This is a genomic window from Geothrix sp. PMB-07 (assembly GCF_030758935.1).
In the GTDB taxonomy this organism is placed as follows: Bacteria; Acidobacteriota; Holophagae; order Holophagales; family Holophagaceae; genus Geothrix.
In genome coordinates this window covers 1,324,078-1,341,642 of sequence record NZ_CP132333.1, presented here as the reverse complement: position 1 = coordinate 1,341,642, position 17,565 = coordinate 1,324,078, and the positions used below count along the sequence as shown (strand labels likewise).

Sequence of the window (17,565 nt, the reverse complement as noted above, 5' to 3'; positions counted from 1 at the left end):
AAAAGGGCGAATCCATCCCTAGCGGGGAACCCCGGGTCGATAGGAGGCGTAGGCGGGTCTCCACTGAGCCTTGGCCACCACAGCTTCCAGCTGGTCATCATCCAACAGGCGGCCCAGACCCGCATCACGGGCCTCGATGCCCACGGCCTTGGCCACAGAGGCCGAGACCTGGCGGATGTCCTTCATCTCGGGCAGCAGGAGCCCCATGGCTTCCTGCTCGGGAGTCACGAAGGCGCTGATGGCCCGGCTCGCAGCCAGGAACATGCCATCCGTGACACGGCTGGCCTTGCAGACGAGGGCGCCGAGGCCCACCCCCGGGAAGATGTACATGTTGTTGCACTGGGAAGCCTGCAGGGTGCGGCCCTTCCAGTCCATGGGCTCGAAGGGGCTGCCCGTGGCCACCAGGCCCTTGCCATCCGTGGCCTTCCACACAGCCTCGGGTGAGCACTCGCATTTGTGGGTGGGGTTGGACAGGGCCAAGACGATGGGCCGCGCCGAGTGCTTGGCGGTTTCCGCCAGGATGGCCTCGCTGAAGAGCCCCGGCTGGGCCGTGACGCCGATGAGCACGGTGGGATGGGCGTTGCGGACCACGTCCTGCAGGCCGATGCGGGTGGCGTCGTCCAACTGCCAGCCCTCCACCCAGGCCCGGCGCTGGGCCAGGGGCTCCTGGGGGCCTTCGAGCAGGGGATCCCCCTCCAGCAGCAGGCCCTGCATGTCCACGGCAAAGATGCGCTTGCGCGCTTCCTCGTCGGACAGGCCCTCCTCCAGCAGCATCGTGCGGATGTTCATGGCGATGCCCGTGCCCGCCTGACCCATGCCCACGATGACGTAGCGCTCGTCCTGGAACCGGCTCTGCTTGATGCGCATGGCGGTCATCAGGGCCGCCAGCGCGGTGGAGCCTGTGCCCTGGATGTCGTCGTTGAAGGAGAGGATCCGCTCACGGTAGCGGTCGAGGTTCTTGAAGGCGGTCTGCTTGGCGAAATCCTCCCACTGCAGCAGCGCCCCCGGGAAATTGCGCTTCACGCCCAGGATGAACTTCTCCACCAGTTCCTCGTATTCGGCGCCGCGCAGGCGGGGCTTGCGGATGCCCAGGTACAGAGGGTCTTCCAGCAGGCGGGGGTTGTTGGTGCCCACATCGAGGCACATGGGCAGGCACACCGCGGGATGCACACCGCCAGCGGCCACATAGAGGCTCACCTTGCCCACGGGAATGCCCATGCCATCGGAGCCCAGATCGCCCAGGCCCAGGATGCGCTCACCGTCGGTGACCACGATGAGGTTCACCTGGGGTTGGGAAAGGCTCTGGAAGATCTGATCGATGTTGGCGATGTTATCGGGCGTGATGTAGATGCCCCGGTAGCGCCGCTGGATGTGGCTCATCTGGAGGCAGGCCTGGCCCACGGTGGGCGTGTAGACGATGGGCACCATTTCTTCGAGGTGATCCAGCAGCAGCCGGTAGAACAGCGTCTCGTTGCGGTCCTGGAGCCCGGCCAAGTAGATGTATTTCTCGAGGTCATCGGGCTTGCGGAGGAAGGCCTCATAGGCCCGGTCGGCCTGCGAGTCCAGCGTGGACACGCCCGATCTCAGCATCCCGTCAATGCCGAGGCTGAGCCGTTCCTCCTTCTGGAAGGCCGAGGCCTTGTTCAGGTGTGAATCGTTCAGCAGCTGGCGGCCGCGGATGTAGACCTCGTAGTAGTCCTCGCCGGTCAATGGGTCGATCTTGAACCCAAACGTCTTCATGGCCGCTCCCTTACCTGCCGCGTCATTCGTGGGTGGAATCCCAGGCAGGTTCCAACATCCCTTCGGCACGCGTTCGGGATCAGTTTACTCACGTCACGACAACGAATGGATCACACTGTCGCGGCATTCACCTGAAGCAATGCTGCCAGCGCGGAAGCAGAGGTTACCGGCGGCGCGCAGGCGTTGCCGCGACACACGAAGGCCATGACCTTGCCGGTGGCGCCCCGCCCTTCGTGCAAAGGAAGCAACTGATCGGCGGACACAGACAGGACCCGGCCCGGCAGGAAGCGCCGATGCACCTCATTCAGCATCTCGCGAATGGCCGGGTCCGTGGGCTGGCCTGAGAGGGCCACGTCCAGCCGCTCGCGCAAGAGCAGATCCAGGGCATTCAGCATCCCCAGGAAGGCCCGCGGTGCCCGCTCCATCCAGGGACCAAAGCAACGCAGGGCGCCTTCGCCGGCCACCCGGAAATCCTCCCGCTCCAAGTGGCGGGACAACCGCAGCAAGCCGCGGGCCGCCAGGGTGTTGCCACTGGGAATGGCGTTGTCGAAGCCCGGCTTCAACCGGAAGAGCAGGTCCCCCTGATGGGCCTCCGTGCTGAAGAAGCCGCCCTCCGCCGCATCGTGGAAGCGCGCCAGCAGGGCCTCGCCCAGGGCTTCTGCCCAGTTGAGCCACGTCGCATCGAAGTCCGATTCGAAAAGGTCCACCAAACCCTCCAGCACGGCCGCGTGATCCTCCAGAAAGCCCTCGGTGTGAGCTCGGCCCTGGCGCCAGACCCGTAACAACCGACCGCCCTGCCAGAGTTCCCGGCGCAGGAAGGCTGCGCAGGCCTGGGCCGCCTCTAGGTAGCGGGTGTCGCCCAGCACCTGGAAACCCCGGGCCATGGCGGAGAGGGCCAGCCCGTTCCAGGAAGCCAGCACCTTGTCATCCTTGCCGGGCCTTACCCGGCGATTGCGCCAGAGCCTCAACGCCTCTCGCAACGCACGGTCGTCCCCCGGCGCCAGGGCAGCGCCTTCGGGGCAGGAGAAGCGATGGACCACGCTCTGTCCATGCTCGAAGTTGCCCCCCTCGCTGATGCCGTAGGCGCGGCAGAACCGCGCCGCATCGGCTTCTCCCAGGGCTTCTTGGACATCGGCGGGAGTGAAGACGTAGAACTTCCCCTCTTCGCCTTCACTGTCGGCATCCTCGCTGGAATGGAAGCCGCCCCCGGCATCGCCCAGGTCGCGCAGCAGGTAGTCGAGGGTTTCGCGAGCGACCTGGGCGTAGCGTTCCTCACCCGTGGCCTGGTAGGCCGCCAAGTAGCAGCAGGCCAGCTGCGCGTTGTCGTAAAGCATCTTCTCGAAGTGGGGCACCAGCCATTGGCCGTCCACGCTGTAGCGGGCGAAGCCGCCGCCCAAGTGGTCGTACATGCCGCCCTCCCACATGGCGTCGAGGGTGCGGATGGCCATGGCCTGGTCCTGCGCAGTGCCCCGGGCCAGGATCAATTCAATGGCCATGTGCTGGGGGAATTTCGGCGCACCACCAAAGCCGCCCCAACGGGCATCGAAGCTGCGTCGCAACTGGGCCAGGACTGCCTCGAACAGGGGGGCTTCGGGAACCTGGCGACCCGCTTCCACTTCGGCCTGCTTCCGCAGTTCAGCGGTGAGCTGGTTGGCCTGGTCCAATAATCCAGCCCGATCCCTTTCCCAAAGCTCCGCGATGCGCGTCAGCAAAGGCACGAAGCCGGGCATGCCCCCCCGCGGTTCCGGCGGGAAGTAGGTGCCGCCATAAAAAGGCTCCAGGTCCGGCGTGAGCCACACGCTCATGGGCCAGCCGCCGCGCCCTGTGAGGGTTTGCACGGCATCCATGTAGAGGTCGTCCAGATCGGGCCGCTCCTCCCGGTCGACCTTGATGCTCACGAAGTGGCGGTTCAACACCTCGGCCACGGCGAAATTCTCGAAGCTCTCGCGCTCCATGACATGGCACCAGTGACAGGCGCTGTAACCGATGCTGAGGAAGATGGGCTTCTGCTCCGCCTTGGCTTTGGCGAGGGCCTCTTCGCCCCAGGGGTGCCAATCCACAGGGTTGTGCGCGTGCTGAAGCAGGTAGGGGCTGAGGCTGTGGGCCAAATGGTTGGTCATGAATTCCGACTCCGGTGGTCAGGATTATGCCCCAGCTTCCCTTTCCAGACAGGAGAAAGGGCCGGGAGCCTTTCCAAGTCATGGGTGGGGGCTGCACTGGGGCGCCAGCCGAGGGAGGCCAGGAAGACGACGAAGGCCTTCTCGGTATCGGCTTCGCCGATACGCGAGACGAACTGAAATCTGGCGGTTCCAAGGTCGAGGAGCCTGACGCCGCATCCCGACGGCTGCCGCCCCAGCCCGGAGGGTTGGCGGCAAAGGGCCCCCATGCTTTGTCGGCGTGCTTGAACGGTGTGCCCGCACCGCCCTGCGCCCGCCTCCGTGCCTGGAGGCCCTTTGTCGTCAATGCAGCCCCTATCGATGACTTGGACAGGCTCCTAGCCCGGTAGAATGGGCTTTTGGTCCAAGCCGGGGTCCCATGTTCGACAGCCTTACCCAGAAACTCAGCCAGGCCATGAAGGCCCTCCGGGGCCAATCCAAGCTGACGGAATCCAACCTCGAAGCAGTGCTCCGCGAAGTGCGCATGGCCCTGCTGGAGGCCGACGTCCATGTGAGCGTAGCCCGCACCTTCCTGCAGCGGGTGAAGGAGAAGGCGCTGGGTACCGAGGTCATGCAGGGCCTCAACCCCACCCAGGCGTTCATCGACATCGTCCACAAGGAACTGGTGGAGATCATGGGCGGGCAGGCGCCCGAGCACCCCATCGCCTTCGCCTCGAAGCCGCCCACCGTGGTGATGATGGTGGGCCTCCAGGGCGCGGGCAAGACCACCAGCTGCGGCAAGCTGGCGGTGTTCCTCAAGAAGCTGGGCCGCTCCCCCCTGCTGGTGCCCGCGGACGTCTACCGCCCCGCGGCCATCGAGCAGCTGCACGTGGTGGCCAAGGATGCCGGCGTGCCGTCCTTCCGCACCGAAGAGAAGGATCCCGTGGCCATCTGCGCCGCGGCACTCGCCGAGGCGAAGGTCAAGGGCTGGGATGTGGTGGTGCTCGACACCGCCGGCCGCCTGCACCTCGATGAAGGCCTGATGGAAGAGCTGGCCCGTATCAAGGCGACCACCTCGCCCGATGAAATCCTCTTCGTGGCCGACGCCATGACGGGCCAGGATGCGGTCCGCAGCGCGACGGCCTTCCATGAGAAGCTGGGCATCACCGGCGTGGTGCTCACCAAGACCGACGGCGATACCCGCGGCGGCGCGGCCTTCAGCATCAAGCAGGCCACGGGCCAGCCCCTGAAGTTCGTGGGCGAGGGCGAAAAGCTGGAGGACTTCCAGCGCTTCCATCCCGACCGCATGGCCCAGCGCATCCTGGGCATGGGCGACGTGCTGAGCCTCATCGAGCACGCGAAAGACAAAATCGACGAGAAGGAAGCCGAGGTCATGGCCAAGCGCCTGGCCAAGAACCAATTCACACTGGAGGACATGCGCAAGCAGTTCCAGCAGGTGCAGAAGCTGGGCTCCATGAATAAGATCCTGGGCATGCTGCCGGGCATGGGCCAGATCAAGGATCAGCTCGCCACGGTGGCCACGGACAAGCGCATCAAGCATCTGGAAGCCATCATCAATTCCATGACCCCCGCAGAACGGGCCAACCACAACCTGCTGGATGGCAAGCGCAAGCGCCGCATCGCTGCGGGTTCTGGCCGCCCCGTCAGCGAGATCAACCAGCTGCTCAAGCAGTTCGCTGAAACAAAGAAGATGATGGGCCAGTTCAACGACCCCAAATTCATGGCCCGCATGCAGCGCATGGCCAAAATGGGTGGCAATCCCAACCTGCCCTTCTAGGCTCCATGCACCCCTCCCGACCGGCCCCGAGGTTCACCTGGATCTGGATGTCCGCGATTCTCGTCGCGCTGGGAATCGGAGCCCTCCTCCTGCGGTATTCCAAGCCGGCTCCCGCTGAGCGTGTGCTGCTTCTCCCCTCCCCCCTCCAGAGCGCCGGACAGGAGGTGGGCGCGGGCATGGAAACGCTGCTGTCCGATTGTCTGGAAGTCCTGACAGGGGCCGCCGTCATCCATGTTCCGGAACTGCCATCCCCTGGCGACATGCAGCGCCTCCTGCCGGAAACCCGTCTGCTCCGCTTCCGTGGGCGCAGGGAGGGCACTCGGCTGGCCCTGAGGCTGGAATGGACCACGGTGGCGCGGATGAGGTCCGGGCGGCCCTGGGATCAGGAGGACATCCCCCCGCAGGAACCGGCCCTCGCCATGGCCCAGGCCGTACGTCACTGGCCCCTGAGTCAGCGGTACCGGCAGCTCGATTCCCTGATCCCGAGATCACCAGAACGGTTTTGGCTGCTGCTGGAAGGCCTCTCCATCCGGGACGACCATACCGCCACCGAGCACCTGGCCCTCTCCCAGCGGCTGGCCCAGGAGGAGCCCCGCTGTGCCACGGCCTGGACAGCCCTGGGGGATCACCTGTACCGCAGCCTCTGGGTCAACCCAGAACAGGCTGGCATCGGCCTGAACTCCCGCACCCATCGTGCGTTCCAGAAAGCCGAGGCCCTGGTACCCGGCCACCCCAGGGGCACTTTCCTCTGGTCCATGATGCTCACCGACACTGGAAACCAGAACCTGGCCCTGGAGCAGTTGAAACAGGCCATCCACCTGCGCCCCGGCATCCCGGATCTGTATTTGGGAATGGCCTACGCCGGGCGCACCTCCGGACTGCTGGAGGGCGCCAAGCAGGCCCTGGTCCGCCGGGCTGCGCTGCTGGGCCCTCTGGCCTCGCCCTCGGCCTGGTTCGCAGAAACGACCTACCTCTACCTGGGTGACCAGGAGGCCTTCGGCAAAGAGCTGGCCCGGGCCGGGTCGCTGCGCCAGGACGCCAACATCCTGTTCTACAAAGGCTACTTCGCGATGTTGCAGGGCGAACCCAAACTGGCGCTGGGGTTCCTTCGCACCGGGAGCGAGCCCGCCATGGCCCCGACCCCCTTCCGCGATCTCTGCCGCGTCTACCGGGCCTATCTGGAGGGCCGGCCCAATCAGGGGCTGCTCGAACTGCGTGAGATCGACGAGGTCCGCGGCAAGCTGCACATCCCCGATGGCGAGTGGACCTTCAAGGAGGCCGAGGCCTATTCGCTGCTGGGCGACTCCGACCGCGGCATCGACTGCGCCACCCGCGCCTTCGTGCAGGGCTTCAGCTGCGCCGCCTGGTACGAGGCCTCTCCCTTTCTGGAGAAGGTCCGGAAGCATCCCCGCTGGCCCATGCTGCGGCGGAACATCCGTGAACGGCAGGCGGTGCTCGAAGGCACCTTTCCGCCCTCGGCATTCGAGCCATAAAGCAGCCTGCGCGCAATTAACGCTTGGGAGATGGCCTGTTCCGGGATACACTTTCCTGCTCAGGGAGTGCCCATGCTTTCAATTCGTCTTGCTCGTAATGGTGCCAAGAAGCGCCCGTTCTACCACATCGTCGTCTCCGAGAACGATCGCATCCCCACCGGCCAGGCCGTGGAAGTGCTCGGTTTCGTGAACCCCATTGCCGGTTCCGGCGAAGCGGTGCGCATCGACGTGGAAAAGGCCAAGTCCTGGCTGCAGAAGGGCGCCCAGCCCTCCAAGACTGTGCTCGACCTGTTCAAGAAGAATCAGGTCATTTAGGAGACCTTAGGAAATGACCAGCGCGGTTCTGGTTATTTCGTTAGGGCTCCTTATGCCGCCCTCGCCGCTATAGATTGACGATGGTGGTTGTTCAAAGCGGCGAAGCCCGTTTCAGATCCACGAAAGCCGGGCCGAGGTCCGGCTTTCTTTGTTCTTCCTGGAGCGACCATGAACCTCGAAGCCTTTCTGCGTGACGTGCTGACGCCCCTGTTGGACCACCCCGATGCCTTCAAGGTGGAAGTCACCGGCGAGGGGCGGCGGCGCGATGTGCTGGTGCACGCCGATCCCCAGGACCGCGGTCGCATCATCGGCAAGCATGGCCGCATGATCTCGGCCCTGCGCACGCTGGCGAAGACCGCCGGCGAGAAGGCCGGACTGCAAGTGGAGCTGGAACTCTTCGACGGCGACGAGGCCTGAGCCCGTGCTGCTCGCTGGCCACCTCGCGAAAATCCAGGGCCTCAAAGGAGAGTTCCTCTTCCACTCGGTCATGGACGAGCCGGAGCGCCTCGAAGGCATGCAGGGACTCGTCCTGGCACCTCCCCAGCAGAACCTTGAACACGGAGAGGCTGCGCCACCGGCCCGAAGCACTTCCCTGCGCAGCTTCCGCTGGCACCAGGACCGGCCCTGCGTGGCCTTTACGGGCATCCCCGACCGCACCGCGTCGGAACCCCTGAAGGGCTGGGCACTCTGGATGCCCGAATCCGCCGCGACTCTGCAGGAAGGCGAGTCCTTCCGCCATCAATGGATCGGCTGCGAGGTCTTCATCGCGGGCCAGAAGGTCGGCGAAGTCCTGCGCCTGGATCCAGGCCCCGCTGGCTACGACATGGTGGTCATGAGGGATCTGCGCCCCGGTCGCACGGGCAAGCGGGACATCCCCTACATCAAGGCCTGGTGGACCCTGGACCTGCCCAACCGGCGCATGAATCTCGATCCTCCCGAAGGCCTGCTGGACGTGAACCAGCCCGAGCCCTGAGAATCGGAGGGATGACCTCCCCATTCAGCCGCTTCAAGCAGACCTTCGGCATGCGCCTCTTCGGGTGGCTGAAGATCCCCCTGCTGGCCTCTGTGCGCCCCACCGTGGTGGAACTCAGCGAGACCCGCTGCGTGATCCGCGTGCCTCTGCGGCGCTGGACCCGCAACCACCTGGGCTCCATGTATTTTGGCGCCCTGGCCATCGGCGCCGACTGCGCCGGGGGCCTGCTGGCCATGGAGCAGATCAACCGCTCAAAGCAGAAGGTGTCATTGGTCTTCAAGGCCTTCCAGGCCACCTTTTTGAAGCGCCCTGAAACCGATGTCTACTTCATCTGCGAAGAGGGTGCAGCCATCCGTGCGCAGGTGCAGCGCGCCCTCGCCTCGGAGGATCGCATCACCGAACCCGTGCGTGTGCAGGCAGCCATCAGGACGGCCGAAGGCAGCTTCGAGCCGGTGGCCGAATTCGTGCTGGAACTCAGCCTCAAGCGGCGGGACGAATCGCTCAAGATTGGGTAATGATCTCCTCCAGGCTGCGGATGCAGCGCTGGGTGATGGCCTCAAAGCCCTGGATCACCTGGATGGTCTCATCCAACACTTCGACCACGTCCTGGCCGCGCTCGCGCCCCCCCAGGAGGCGCTGGGCCTGGCCTTCCCGGTGGCCTTTCGCCAGCTGATCCCGGCGGGTCTGCAGCTGCTTCCGCACAAAGTCCCACCACTGGTGGATCTGGCGGACCTTGCGCACGGCCTTCCGGGGGAATTCCACATCTCGCGGTTCCTTCGCCAGCTGAGCCTCCAGATCCTTGATCATGGTGGAGAGACTGGTCTGGAAGGCGGGACCCAGAGGAATGCCGGTATCGAAGCGGTCATCGCCGAAAGATTTTCGAAGTTCCTCAAAGTCAGGCCTGCGGCTGAAGGCGGCCGTCGCCTGTTCAGAAGCTGTGCGGAGTTCCACCGCCATGACCTGGACCAGGAGATCCACCTCGCGGGCGCGGCGCGACTCGGCCCGTCCACAGGCCACAAGCAGCAGGATCGGCCCCATCAGGCCCATGGCAAGCCAGGTTCGGAGGCGCATTCACCTTCTCCTTACCCACCCATCGACAAAGCCCAGGCGATCCTTGAGGAGCCAGATCTAGACTGCGATCACATGAATCTGCTGCACGAACTTCTGGATGCCCGCCAGCAGCATCTCGATGGCGATGGCCGTCAGCACCAGCCCCATGAGCCGCTCGAAGGCCATGGTCACCTGCTCGCCCAGGAAGTCAGAGATCTTCTCGGCAAACCCCAGCACAATGGCCGAGACGGCCATGGCCACGGACAATGCCCCCAGCCATTCCCAGATGCGGTGGGGCTCCCGGCTCACCAGCAGCAGCACCGTAGCGATGGCCGAAGGTCCGGCGATGAAGGGGATGGCCAGCGGCACCAGGAAAGGCTCGCCGTGAAGCGGGTGCCCATTCCGCCCCTCGGGATGGGGAAACACCATCTTGAGCGCGATGAGGAAGAGGATCACGCCGCCCGCGATGCCCAGGGAGGTGTCCGTCAGGTGCATGAGCTTGAGCACCCGCTGCCCGAAGAGCGCGAAGAAAACCAGAATCGCGAAGGCGAAGAGCACCTCGCGCACGATGATGCGCTGACGCCGGGCCGGATCCACCTGACGCAGCAGCCCCACGAAGAGGGGGATGTTGCCCAGGGGATCCGTCACCAGCACCAGCAGAACGATGGCAGAGATGAAGGAAGACGAATCCATAGATTCTCAGCATAGCCCGGGACAGGGCCTTGCACCCGGAAAGGCCGGAGGTCTTTGGCGATCTGTCAATGGATGGGAAGATTGCGGCCGGAAACCTTCATGAGCCACCAGCGCAGCCCCACCAGCAGGAAGCGCCAGTCCTTGAAGAATTCCGGCGGCTTGCCTTCGACGGCGTGCCCCAGGAACTGGAACGCCCAGCCCACCCCGAACAGCAGCAGCCCTCCCCTCCAAAGACCGTGAACCCAAGGTGAGGCCGCGAGCGTCAGAATCGACAGCGTCACGATGGGGATGCCCACGGCATGGCAGGCCTGGTTGACCGGATGCTCGTGACTGAGCGCGTAGGCTTGGATCCACTCCGACATGGGCCTGGATCCAAGCATAGGAGCTCCACGGGCTATGGCGCCGATGATACGGCGTCAGATCACTTGAGGTCGATCTCGAAGGGAATCCGGGCGTAGACGCCCTGGGGATCATTCAGCGCGGACAACCGCTCCAGCTGCAGCTTGAAGGATTCCGTCAGCGCCTCCACGGGGCCCTGCTTGGCCAGTTTCCGGCTCTTGCCCTGGCCCAACCCTTTGAGGAACTCCCGGAAGGCATCCGGTTCCCGCTCGGGGCCCGCAACATAGAAATCATTCTCGGCCTTGGCCATTTTCGCGGCGTGTTTCAAGGCCGCCTCCAGGCCGCCAAGCTCATCCACCAGGCCCAGCTTCAGGGCTTCCTGGCCGGACCACACGCGGCCCTGGGCAATCTCCTGCACGGCTTCCTTCTTCAGCTTGCGGCTGTCGGCCACCTTGGTGATGAACTGCTCGTAGATGCGGTCCACCAGCCCCTGGAGGCGGCTCAGTTCCAGATCGTTCTTGGGCCGGGTCAGGGTGGTGGGATTGGCCATCTTCGCGGTCTGGACGCTGTCCCAGGTGATGCCGTGCTCGTTCGCCAGCTTCTTCACGTTGGCGAACATGCCGAAGACGCCGATGGAACCGGTGATGGTGGTGGGTTCCGCGAAGATGCGGTCGCCGTAGGTGCTGATCCAATAGCCGCCAGACGCGGCCAGATGGCCCATGGAGATCACCACGGGCTTCACCTTCTTGGTGAGCACCACTTCGCGCTGAATCAGCTCAGAGGCCGAGGCGCTGCCGCCGGGGCTGTTCACGCGCAGCACCACGGCCTTGACCCGCTCGTCCATGCGCAGGCGCCGCAGCTCACGGCTCAGCTTCTCGCCACCCACCTGGTTGGCCTTGCCTTCGCCATCCACGATCTCGCCTTCCGCCACCAGCACTGCGAGGCGGGTCTTCACGGACTTGGCGTCGCCGGGAATACCGGCATAGGTGGTGAGGGCGATCTGGGGGAAATCCTTGTCCTTCGCATCCTTGCCAGCGACCTTCTTCAGTTCGTTAAGCACTTCGTCGTAGGGCGCGACGCGATCCACCAGCCCCAGTTTTCGGGCCTCGTCCGCATCGACAATGCCCTTCTCATCGGCGAGGGCCTGCAGGTCGGCGGGCGCCTTCTTGCGATCCTTGGCCACCGTGTCCTTCCACTCGCCCCAAATGTCCTCCAGCAGCTTCTGGATCTGTTCCCGGTTGGGTTCACTCATGCGGTCGGTGATGAAGGGCTCCACAGCGCTCTTGTACTTGCCCACGCGGGTGACCTGGACTTCCACGCCATATTTCTTGAAGGCTTCGCCGAAGAACATGGGTTCGCTGGCCAGACCGTTCACTTCCATTTCGCCGAAGGGATTGATGAACACCGTGGTGGCCCCAGCCGCCAGGTAGAAGTCCCGTTTGCTCCAGCCCAGGTTGTAGGCCAGTACGGGCTTCTTGGCCTTGAAGCGCTGGATGGCCTCCCGCAGTTCCCGCAGCTGGGCGGGGCCTCCGCCCTGCAGGCTGCCGGTCAAAAACAGAGCGCTGATGCGGGAATCCGAAGCGGCCCGATCTAGGGCTTCAATCATGGCGGGCAAGGACTGGCCGTGGGCATTGCCGATGCCCATGACTTCGTTGACCACTTCACTGGGATCAGGCTCGCGCTCGGCATCCGACAGGCTGGTGTCCAGATCAAACACCAGCACCGCCTTGCCAGGAACGGTGGGCTTGCCAGAAGAGCCGATCACGGCCAGCAGCCCGAAGAACAGCACGAAGGTGAGCCCACCCGCCACCGCGAGGGCCAGCAGCGTGGCGAAAAAAGTCTTGAAGAAGTCCTTCATGACAGCTCCGAAAGGGTGGTTCAGGATCGCATAATCCGCGCGTTAGGGCCGCAGCCGCGCCGCCAGGGCCAGGAAGCCGTCCAGGATCTTCGGCACCGCCGCAGCGGTTCGGGCCTCCGTGGGACGGCCCTCCTCATCCAGCTGCTGGTCCGCGTGGGGCACCGTGAGGACTTCCGGCAGCGCCAGGGCCCCCATGTTCGCCAAGGTGGCCCGCCAGGCCATGAGGCTGCGGGCACCGCCAAAGGCCCCGGGGCTCGCGGCGCAAAGCAGCACGGGCAGGCCCGGCCAGGGGCTGGGCTTCAGGGTGCTCAGCCAGTCCACCGCGTTTTTCAGGTGGCCCGGAATGCCCGCGTTGTACTCGGGCGACACGATCACCAACCCCTGCGCCCCCTGAAGGGCCTCGTGCAGGGCCCTGGTTTCAGCCGAGGGCGCCAGTCCGTCTTCGTACAGGGGCAGCCGCAGGGTCTCTCCACCGAAGGCTGCCACCTCGTGGCCACGGCCTTCCAACTCCCTGGCCAGGTGCCGGAGCAGCTTTCCATTCAGGGATTGGGGCCGAAGGCTTCCGCCCATCAAGACCAGTCGCATAGATTCCTCCTTCAATGTGATCTGGATCAATCCTGACTTGATTGGTAAACTTTTTCATCCCTGGAGGATGTTGTGTCCAACTACCCCGAACACATGGTCGCCCCGATGCGTGAAGAGCTTGTTCAGGCTGGCTTCCAGCAGCTGCTGACCCCCGCCCAGGTGGATCAGGCCCTGCAGCAGCCTGGCACCACCCTGCTGGTGGTCAATAGCGTGTGCGGCTGTGCCGCTGCCGGGGCCCGGCCAGGCGTCACCGAGGCCCTGCGCACTCAAGGCCTGAAGTTCGACCACCTGGTCACGGTGTTCGCCGGCATGGAAAAGGAGGCCACCGCCCAGGCCCGCGAATACTTCGAGGGCGCCATGCCCACCAGCCCCCAGGCCGCCATCCTCAAGGACGGTCAACTGGTGCACCTCATGCAGCGCTCGGATTTCCTGGGTCATGCCCCTGAGGAAATCGCCGCCGCCCTGGGCAACGCTTATCGCCAGACCGTGGCTGCCAGCTGATCTGCTAGCGTTTGGGGATCCCTGGATGCCCCATGCGCCCTTGCTTTCCCTGCCTTCTCATCGCTTCCGCCTTGCCCTTGGCAGGACAGGCACCGCCCTCGGCCCTCCCGTCAGCCTCCCCCTCCGCTTTCGTCGAGGAACTGGAGCCCTCCACCCTTTCCCTGCCCATCCGTGTGGAGCTGGGACCCCTGATGAAGCAAGTGGAAGCCCAGGTGCCCCTCTCTCCGCCCAACGTCGAGACCTGGGCTGAGATCAAGGGCAAGCCGCGAACCTACTTCCGCTTCAACCTCATCCGCGAGCCCTTGAGCGTACGGGTGAAGGATTCGCAGGTGTCCGTGCGCCTGGTGGCGAACTTCGGCATGGATGTGGGCCTGCGCACCATCGGCAACCACTACACCGTGATGGGCTCCTGCGGACGCAGCCCGGAACCTCCGCGCCGGGTGATGCTCGAACTCAAGACCAACCTCAGCGTGCTGCCGGGCTGGGGCTTGGACCTTCAGCAGACTGCCTTCGACGTGACCCCCCTCAACACCTGCGAGGTCACGTTCCTCGGCTTCGACATCACAGATCAGGTGGTGGCCGGCATGAAGGAGAACATCTCCGCAGGTGCGGACATGCTGGCCAAGCTGGTGCGCGAGAACGCCCTGGCCCGGCAGAAGGCTCAGGAGGCCTGGACCCAGTTCAACCAGCCCATCGAACTCGGCAAGGATCTCTACCTGCTGTTCCAGCCCCGCCGCATCCGGCTGGCGCCCATCAGCACCCAGGGGCGCACGGTGGTCATCACCCCCGAGATCGAGGCTCAGCCCCGCCTGGTGCTGGGCCCCAGACCCCTGGTTGATACCACTCCCCTGCCCGATCTCGAGGTGAACGCGACACCGAAACCCGGGTTCCGACTGCGGGTGGAAGCCGATCTCTCCTACACCCACGCCAGCCAACAGTTCGCCAGCCAGGTGGTGGGCAAGGTGTTCGACACCGACAAGGGACGCTTCGAGATCACCTCCGCCCGGGTCTGGGGCGACCAGGGCAAAGCCGTTCTTGAGATCGGGCTGAAGGGCCGCATCACGGGCAAGGTGACGCTCTCGGGGAAGCCCCTGTCCGATCCCGCCACCAGCTCCCTGCGCTTGGCGGACCTGGATTTCACCTTGGACAGCCAGAGCTGGCTGGCCCGCATGGGCGACTGGATCTACCACTCGGACCTGCGGAAGCTGCTCACGGACAAAGCCCACTTCCTCATGGATCAGCAGTTCCAGGGCCTGCGCGAGGCCGTGCAAGCGGGCCTGAACCGCCAGCTGGCCCCGCACCTGCAGCTGAGCGGCACCTTGAAAGCCTTCCGCGTGGCCGCCGTGACCACCGGGCAGGAGGGCTTCAAATCCCAGGCCTACCTCGAGGGCGAGGTCCAGGTGGACATGAAGTAGGCTGGTTCCTGGAGACCCGCGATGCCCAAGCCTCTATCCCACTTCAGGATCGTGGACCTGTCCTGCGTGCTGGCCGGTCCCTTCGCCACGCAGCTGCTGGCGGATTTCGGCGCCGAAGTGCAGAAGCTGGAGCCTCCCGGAGGCGATCCCACCCGGGGCTGGGGACCGCCCTTCGAGGACGGTGAAACGGGCGAAAGCGCCTATTTCCGAGCCGCCAATCGCGGTAAGAAGACCCGCAACATCGACCTCCACACCGAGGAGGGCAAGGCCGATCTCTTCGAGCTGCTGAAGGACGCCGATGTGCTGGTGGAAAACTTCCGCGCCGATTCCGCCGACCGCCTGGGCCTGGGCTGGAAGCGGCTCCACGCCAAGTTCCCCAAGCTCATCCTGGCCTCCGTACGTGGCTTCGCCTCGGATGTCACGGCCTCCCGCCGCGCCGGCTACGACTTCATCATCCAGGCCGAAAGCGGCTGGATGGCCATCACGGGTGAACCCGAAGGGCGTCCCATGAAAGTGGGCGTGGCCCTGGTGGATGTGCTGGCGGGTCTCTACTGCGCCAACGGCATCCAGGCGGCCCTGCTGCACCGCGAACGCACGGGCGAGGCCATCCACATCGAAGTGCCTCTCATGGAAGCGGCCCTTGCGGGGCTGGTGAATGTGGCCGCGGGCTCCCTCATGACCGGCAAGGCTCCGGAACGCTGGGGCAACGCGCATCCGCAGATCGTGCCCTACCAATCCTTCCGCTGCAGCGATGGCGACGTGGCCATCGGCGTGGGCAGCGACCGGCAATTCGAGGTGCTGGCCTTGTGGCTGGGCCTCGATCTGGAAGCCCGGCCCGAATGGCGGAAGAACCGCGGCCGCGTGAAGGACCGCGAGGAACTCGTGGCCCTCATCGAGGCCCGCACTCGCCTGAGCACCGTGGAAGAGGTGCTCGCCGTCTGCGAAGCCAACGCCATCCCCGCCAGCCGGGTGCGCAGCGTCGATGAGGTGCTCTTCCGCCAGGGCGGGACCCTGCACAACCTGCTGCAGCCGCTGTTTGAAGTGGAAACCAACACCATGGTGCCCACCTTGGCTTCGCCGTTGCTGCTGAACGGTGAACGGGCCTGCGCCTCCCTGCCTCCACCCCGCTGGAAGCCATGAAACCTGGGCCCCGCCCGCTACCCCGGCTGGTGCCCATGGGTGCCCGCCTGCCCAACCAGAAGGCGGAGGCGCGCCTGCGCCAGGCCTGGCATTTCGTGGTGGGGCCGGCCCTGGCGGAACGCACGCGGCCCCTGCGTGTGCAGGGCAACATCCTGGTCATGGGCTGCTGGGAACTCTCCCGCATCGCCCCCCTGCGGGAGGCCGCCACCGCTGTGTGGCCCCAGGTGCGGGACCGTATCCAGCGCGCTCTGGGGCTGAGCCTCATGGGCCTCCAGATCGTGCCCTGTGACCCGCCTGCGGAGGTGCTTGAGCAGCCCAAGGATCCCGATCCCCTGCGCCGCGCCCTGCGCTTGCTGGAAGCGCGCCGACTGGAACGGATCCGCCTCGGTCTCGAATCCGAATAGGCGCGCTGGACACCACCTCCCATTTCCAGTACAGTCAGTTCTTCGTCGGGGCGTGGCTCAGCCTGGTAGAGCGCTCGGTTCGGGACCGAGAGGTCGGAGGTTCGAATCCTCTCGCCCCGACCAATAAAAAAGGGTGCCCACGCACCCTTTTTTATTGGCCGGAAGCAGGCGAGAGGATTAGGACCTCCGAGTGGGATCGCGGAGACAGCGCGGGGCGCTGTCGGGAGCGAGACCGGGGCTGGCTGTGGGGAGGCGACTGCTTTGTCACTGGCACCGGAATTGGCGCAGGTGATTAGGTTCAATTCGTGCGCGGGTTTGCACCGGATAGGCAGGCGCCAATCGTGTGCACTTGCTTTGGCACGGATTGACCAGTGTTTGCAATTACTGGCGCCAATTTGCGGCAGGTTTGGCGCCTTCTGGCCCGTCAGTGTCCATCGAGGGGGTTCGCAGCGGACTCTGGACTTGTATACCAACCAACATGACCAAGAACGATCTCACAAATGTCTGTGTTTTTCAGTGGAACGATGACGCCGTTTAAACCAGATGTTGAAAGCAGCAGGTAGGGGCCGTTCTCCTTGGAGTCACCATGGAAAACACGCCGGATTAGCGCCTTAGAGGCGCTTGGGCCCCTGCGAACCAGGTATAAGCCACCCGCCACGGGTGATTGCCGCAACTCGACTGCCGGATTCACGAGAGCCAAGCTTCCCTCTCCAAGAAATGGGAGGTTGAAATTGTCTGTTACCTCGAACAAATAAAGGTCCTCAACAGACCCCGCGCCAGCTCTACTCACTAGATCTTCCAGGAATCGTCTCTTAAACGCCTGGACATCAGCCGTATCGTTGCGCACCGGCTTGCCCTGGAAAACCTCAAGGATGGGGATAGATATCAGGCCATAGGACCCAGAAGCCATCTGGACCTTCCTGGGCCCCTCGCCTGTCATGAGCCATTCCCAGCGGTAACCAAACACCGCTTGAATCGCAAGGGCGTTGGGTTTACGCAACGGAGGCTTCCCTGTCTCCCATTGAGAATAGACAGACGCGCCAACCCCGAGCTCGTCGGCCATAGCCCGCGTTGTAAGTCCTATCTCTTTCCGTATTTCCTGCAGACGTTCATGCGGTTCCATATCCCTTACCCAACCTTCCCTTACCTACCTGCACAAAAAAAG

Annotated in this window: 18 protein-coding genes and 1 tRNA gene; 11 read left to right on the top strand and 8 right to left on the bottom strand. The window is 64.6% G+C overall.

Annotated elements, in window-relative coordinates; translation table 11 throughout:
* Positions 1–18 precede the first annotated feature (18 nt).
* On the bottom strand, positions 19–1,740 hold the full coding sequence (locus Q9293_RS05870; RefSeq protein WP_306250983.1) for an NAD-dependent malic enzyme: 1,722 nt from the start codon (positions 1,738–1,740) through the stop codon (positions 19–21).
* A gap of 110 nt (positions 1,741–1,850) precedes the next feature.
* A complete protein-coding gene (locus Q9293_RS05865; protein ID WP_306250980.1) occupies positions 1,851–3,860 on the bottom strand; it encodes a thioredoxin domain-containing protein in 2,010 nt (669 codons plus the stop codon).
* A gap of 415 nt (positions 3,861–4,275) precedes the next feature.
* Here Q9293_RS05865 and ffh point away from each other — a divergent pair, with 415 nt between their 5' ends.
* From ffh to Q9293_RS05835, 6 genes are all read left to right on the top strand, one after another.
* Positions 4,276–5,634 (top strand): signal recognition particle protein, encoded by a 1,359-nt coding sequence (ffh, locus tag Q9293_RS05860; RefSeq protein WP_306250978.1) that lies wholly within the window; start codon positions 4,276–4,278, stop codon positions 5,632–5,634.
* A 47-nt stretch (positions 5,635–5,681) separates the two neighbouring features.
* Complete coding sequence (locus Q9293_RS05855) at positions 5,682–7,127, top strand: hypothetical protein (RefSeq protein WP_306250976.1); 1,446 nt, start codon at positions 5,682–5,684, stop codon at positions 7,125–7,127.
* Positions 7,128–7,199: 72 nt separating this feature from the next.
* Complete coding sequence (gene rpsP, locus Q9293_RS05850; RefSeq protein WP_306250974.1) at positions 7,200–7,442, top strand: 30S ribosomal protein S16; 243 nt, start codon at positions 7,200–7,202, stop codon at positions 7,440–7,442.
* A gap of 168 nt (positions 7,443–7,610) precedes the next feature.
* Positions 7,611–7,859 (top strand): KH domain-containing protein, encoded by a 249-nt coding sequence (locus Q9293_RS05845; RefSeq protein ID WP_306250972.1) that lies wholly within the window; start codon positions 7,611–7,613, stop codon positions 7,857–7,859.
* A gap of 4 nt (positions 7,860–7,863) precedes the next feature.
* The gene (locus tag Q9293_RS05840) at positions 7,864–8,415 is read left to right on the top strand and encodes a ribosome maturation factor RimM (protein WP_306250970.1); all 552 of its coding nucleotides are present in this window, start codon (positions 7,864–7,866) and stop codon (positions 8,413–8,415) included.
* Between the two features lie 11 nt (positions 8,416–8,426).
* Positions 8,427–8,930: a DUF4442 domain-containing protein gene (locus tag Q9293_RS05835; protein ID WP_306250968.1), complete on the top strand. Its 504-nt coding sequence runs from the start codon at positions 8,427–8,429 to the stop codon at positions 8,928–8,930.
* Here the strand turns inward: Q9293_RS05835 and Q9293_RS05830 are convergent.
* From Q9293_RS05830 to Q9293_RS05810, 5 genes are all read right to left on the bottom strand, one after another.
* Positions 8,917–9,486 (bottom strand): hypothetical protein, encoded by a 570-nt coding sequence (locus tag Q9293_RS05830; protein WP_306250966.1) that lies wholly within the window; start codon positions 9,484–9,486, stop codon positions 8,917–8,919. The two genes, Q9293_RS05835 and Q9293_RS05830, sit on opposite strands and share 14 nt — an antisense overlap.
* Before the next feature lie 57 nt (positions 9,487–9,543).
* Positions 9,544–10,158: a MarC family protein gene (locus Q9293_RS05825; protein ID WP_306250964.1), complete on the bottom strand. Its 615-nt coding sequence runs from the start codon at positions 10,156–10,158 to the stop codon at positions 9,544–9,546.
* A gap of 65 nt (positions 10,159–10,223) precedes the next feature.
* Positions 10,224–10,520: an Mpo1-like protein gene (locus Q9293_RS05820; RefSeq protein WP_306250962.1), complete on the bottom strand. Its 297-nt coding sequence runs from the start codon at positions 10,518–10,520 to the stop codon at positions 10,224–10,226.
* Between the two features lie 59 nt (positions 10,521–10,579).
* On the bottom strand, positions 10,580–12,355 hold the full coding sequence (gene sppA / locus Q9293_RS05815; protein ID WP_306250960.1) for a signal peptide peptidase SppA: 1,776 nt from the start codon (positions 12,353–12,355) through the stop codon (positions 10,580–10,582).
* 42 nt (positions 12,356–12,397) lie between these two features.
* The gene (locus tag Q9293_RS05810) at positions 12,398–12,940 is read right to left on the bottom strand and encodes an NADPH-dependent FMN reductase (protein ID WP_306250958.1); all 543 of its coding nucleotides are present in this window, start codon (positions 12,938–12,940) and stop codon (positions 12,398–12,400) included.
* A gap of 93 nt (positions 12,941–13,033) precedes the next feature.
* On the opposite strand from Q9293_RS05810, the gene Q9293_RS05805 reads away from it, so the two are divergent.
* The 5 genes from Q9293_RS05805 to Q9293_RS05785 all read left to right on the top strand — a co-directional run bounded on the left by Q9293_RS05805 (position 13,034) and on the right by Q9293_RS05785 (position 16,523).
* Positions 13,034–13,441 (top strand): BrxA/BrxB family bacilliredoxin, encoded by a 408-nt coding sequence (locus Q9293_RS05805; RefSeq protein WP_372342199.1) that lies wholly within the window; start codon positions 13,034–13,036, stop codon positions 13,439–13,441.
* Between the two features lie 32 nt (positions 13,442–13,473).
* The gene (locus Q9293_RS05800; protein WP_306250954.1) at positions 13,474–14,856 is read left to right on the top strand and encodes a DUF4403 family protein; all 1,383 of its coding nucleotides are present in this window, start codon (positions 13,474–13,476) and stop codon (positions 14,854–14,856) included.
* A 21-nt stretch (positions 14,857–14,877) separates the two neighbouring features.
* Entirely contained in the window at positions 14,878–15,996 is a 1,119-nt protein-coding gene (locus Q9293_RS05795) for a CaiB/BaiF CoA-transferase family protein (RefSeq protein WP_306250952.1), read from the top strand.
* Positions 15,993–16,400 carry a DciA family protein gene (locus Q9293_RS05790; RefSeq protein ID WP_306250950.1) on the top strand — a complete coding sequence of 136 codons (408 nt, stop codon included), beginning with the start codon at positions 15,993–15,995 and terminating at the stop codon, positions 16,398–16,400. The genes Q9293_RS05795 and Q9293_RS05790 overlap by 4 nt, the downstream gene beginning before the upstream one ends.
* 46 nt (positions 16,401–16,446) lie before the next feature.
* A tRNA-Pro gene (locus Q9293_RS05785) sits at positions 16,447–16,523 on the top strand.
* Between the two features lie 301 nt (positions 16,524–16,824).
* Here the strand turns inward: Q9293_RS05785 and Q9293_RS05780 are convergent.
* Positions 16,825–17,463 carry a helix-turn-helix transcriptional regulator gene (locus Q9293_RS05780; RefSeq protein ID WP_306250948.1) on the bottom strand — a complete coding sequence of 213 codons (639 nt, stop codon included), beginning with the start codon at positions 17,461–17,463 and terminating at the stop codon, positions 16,825–16,827.
* Positions 17,464–17,565 lie beyond the last annotated feature (102 nt).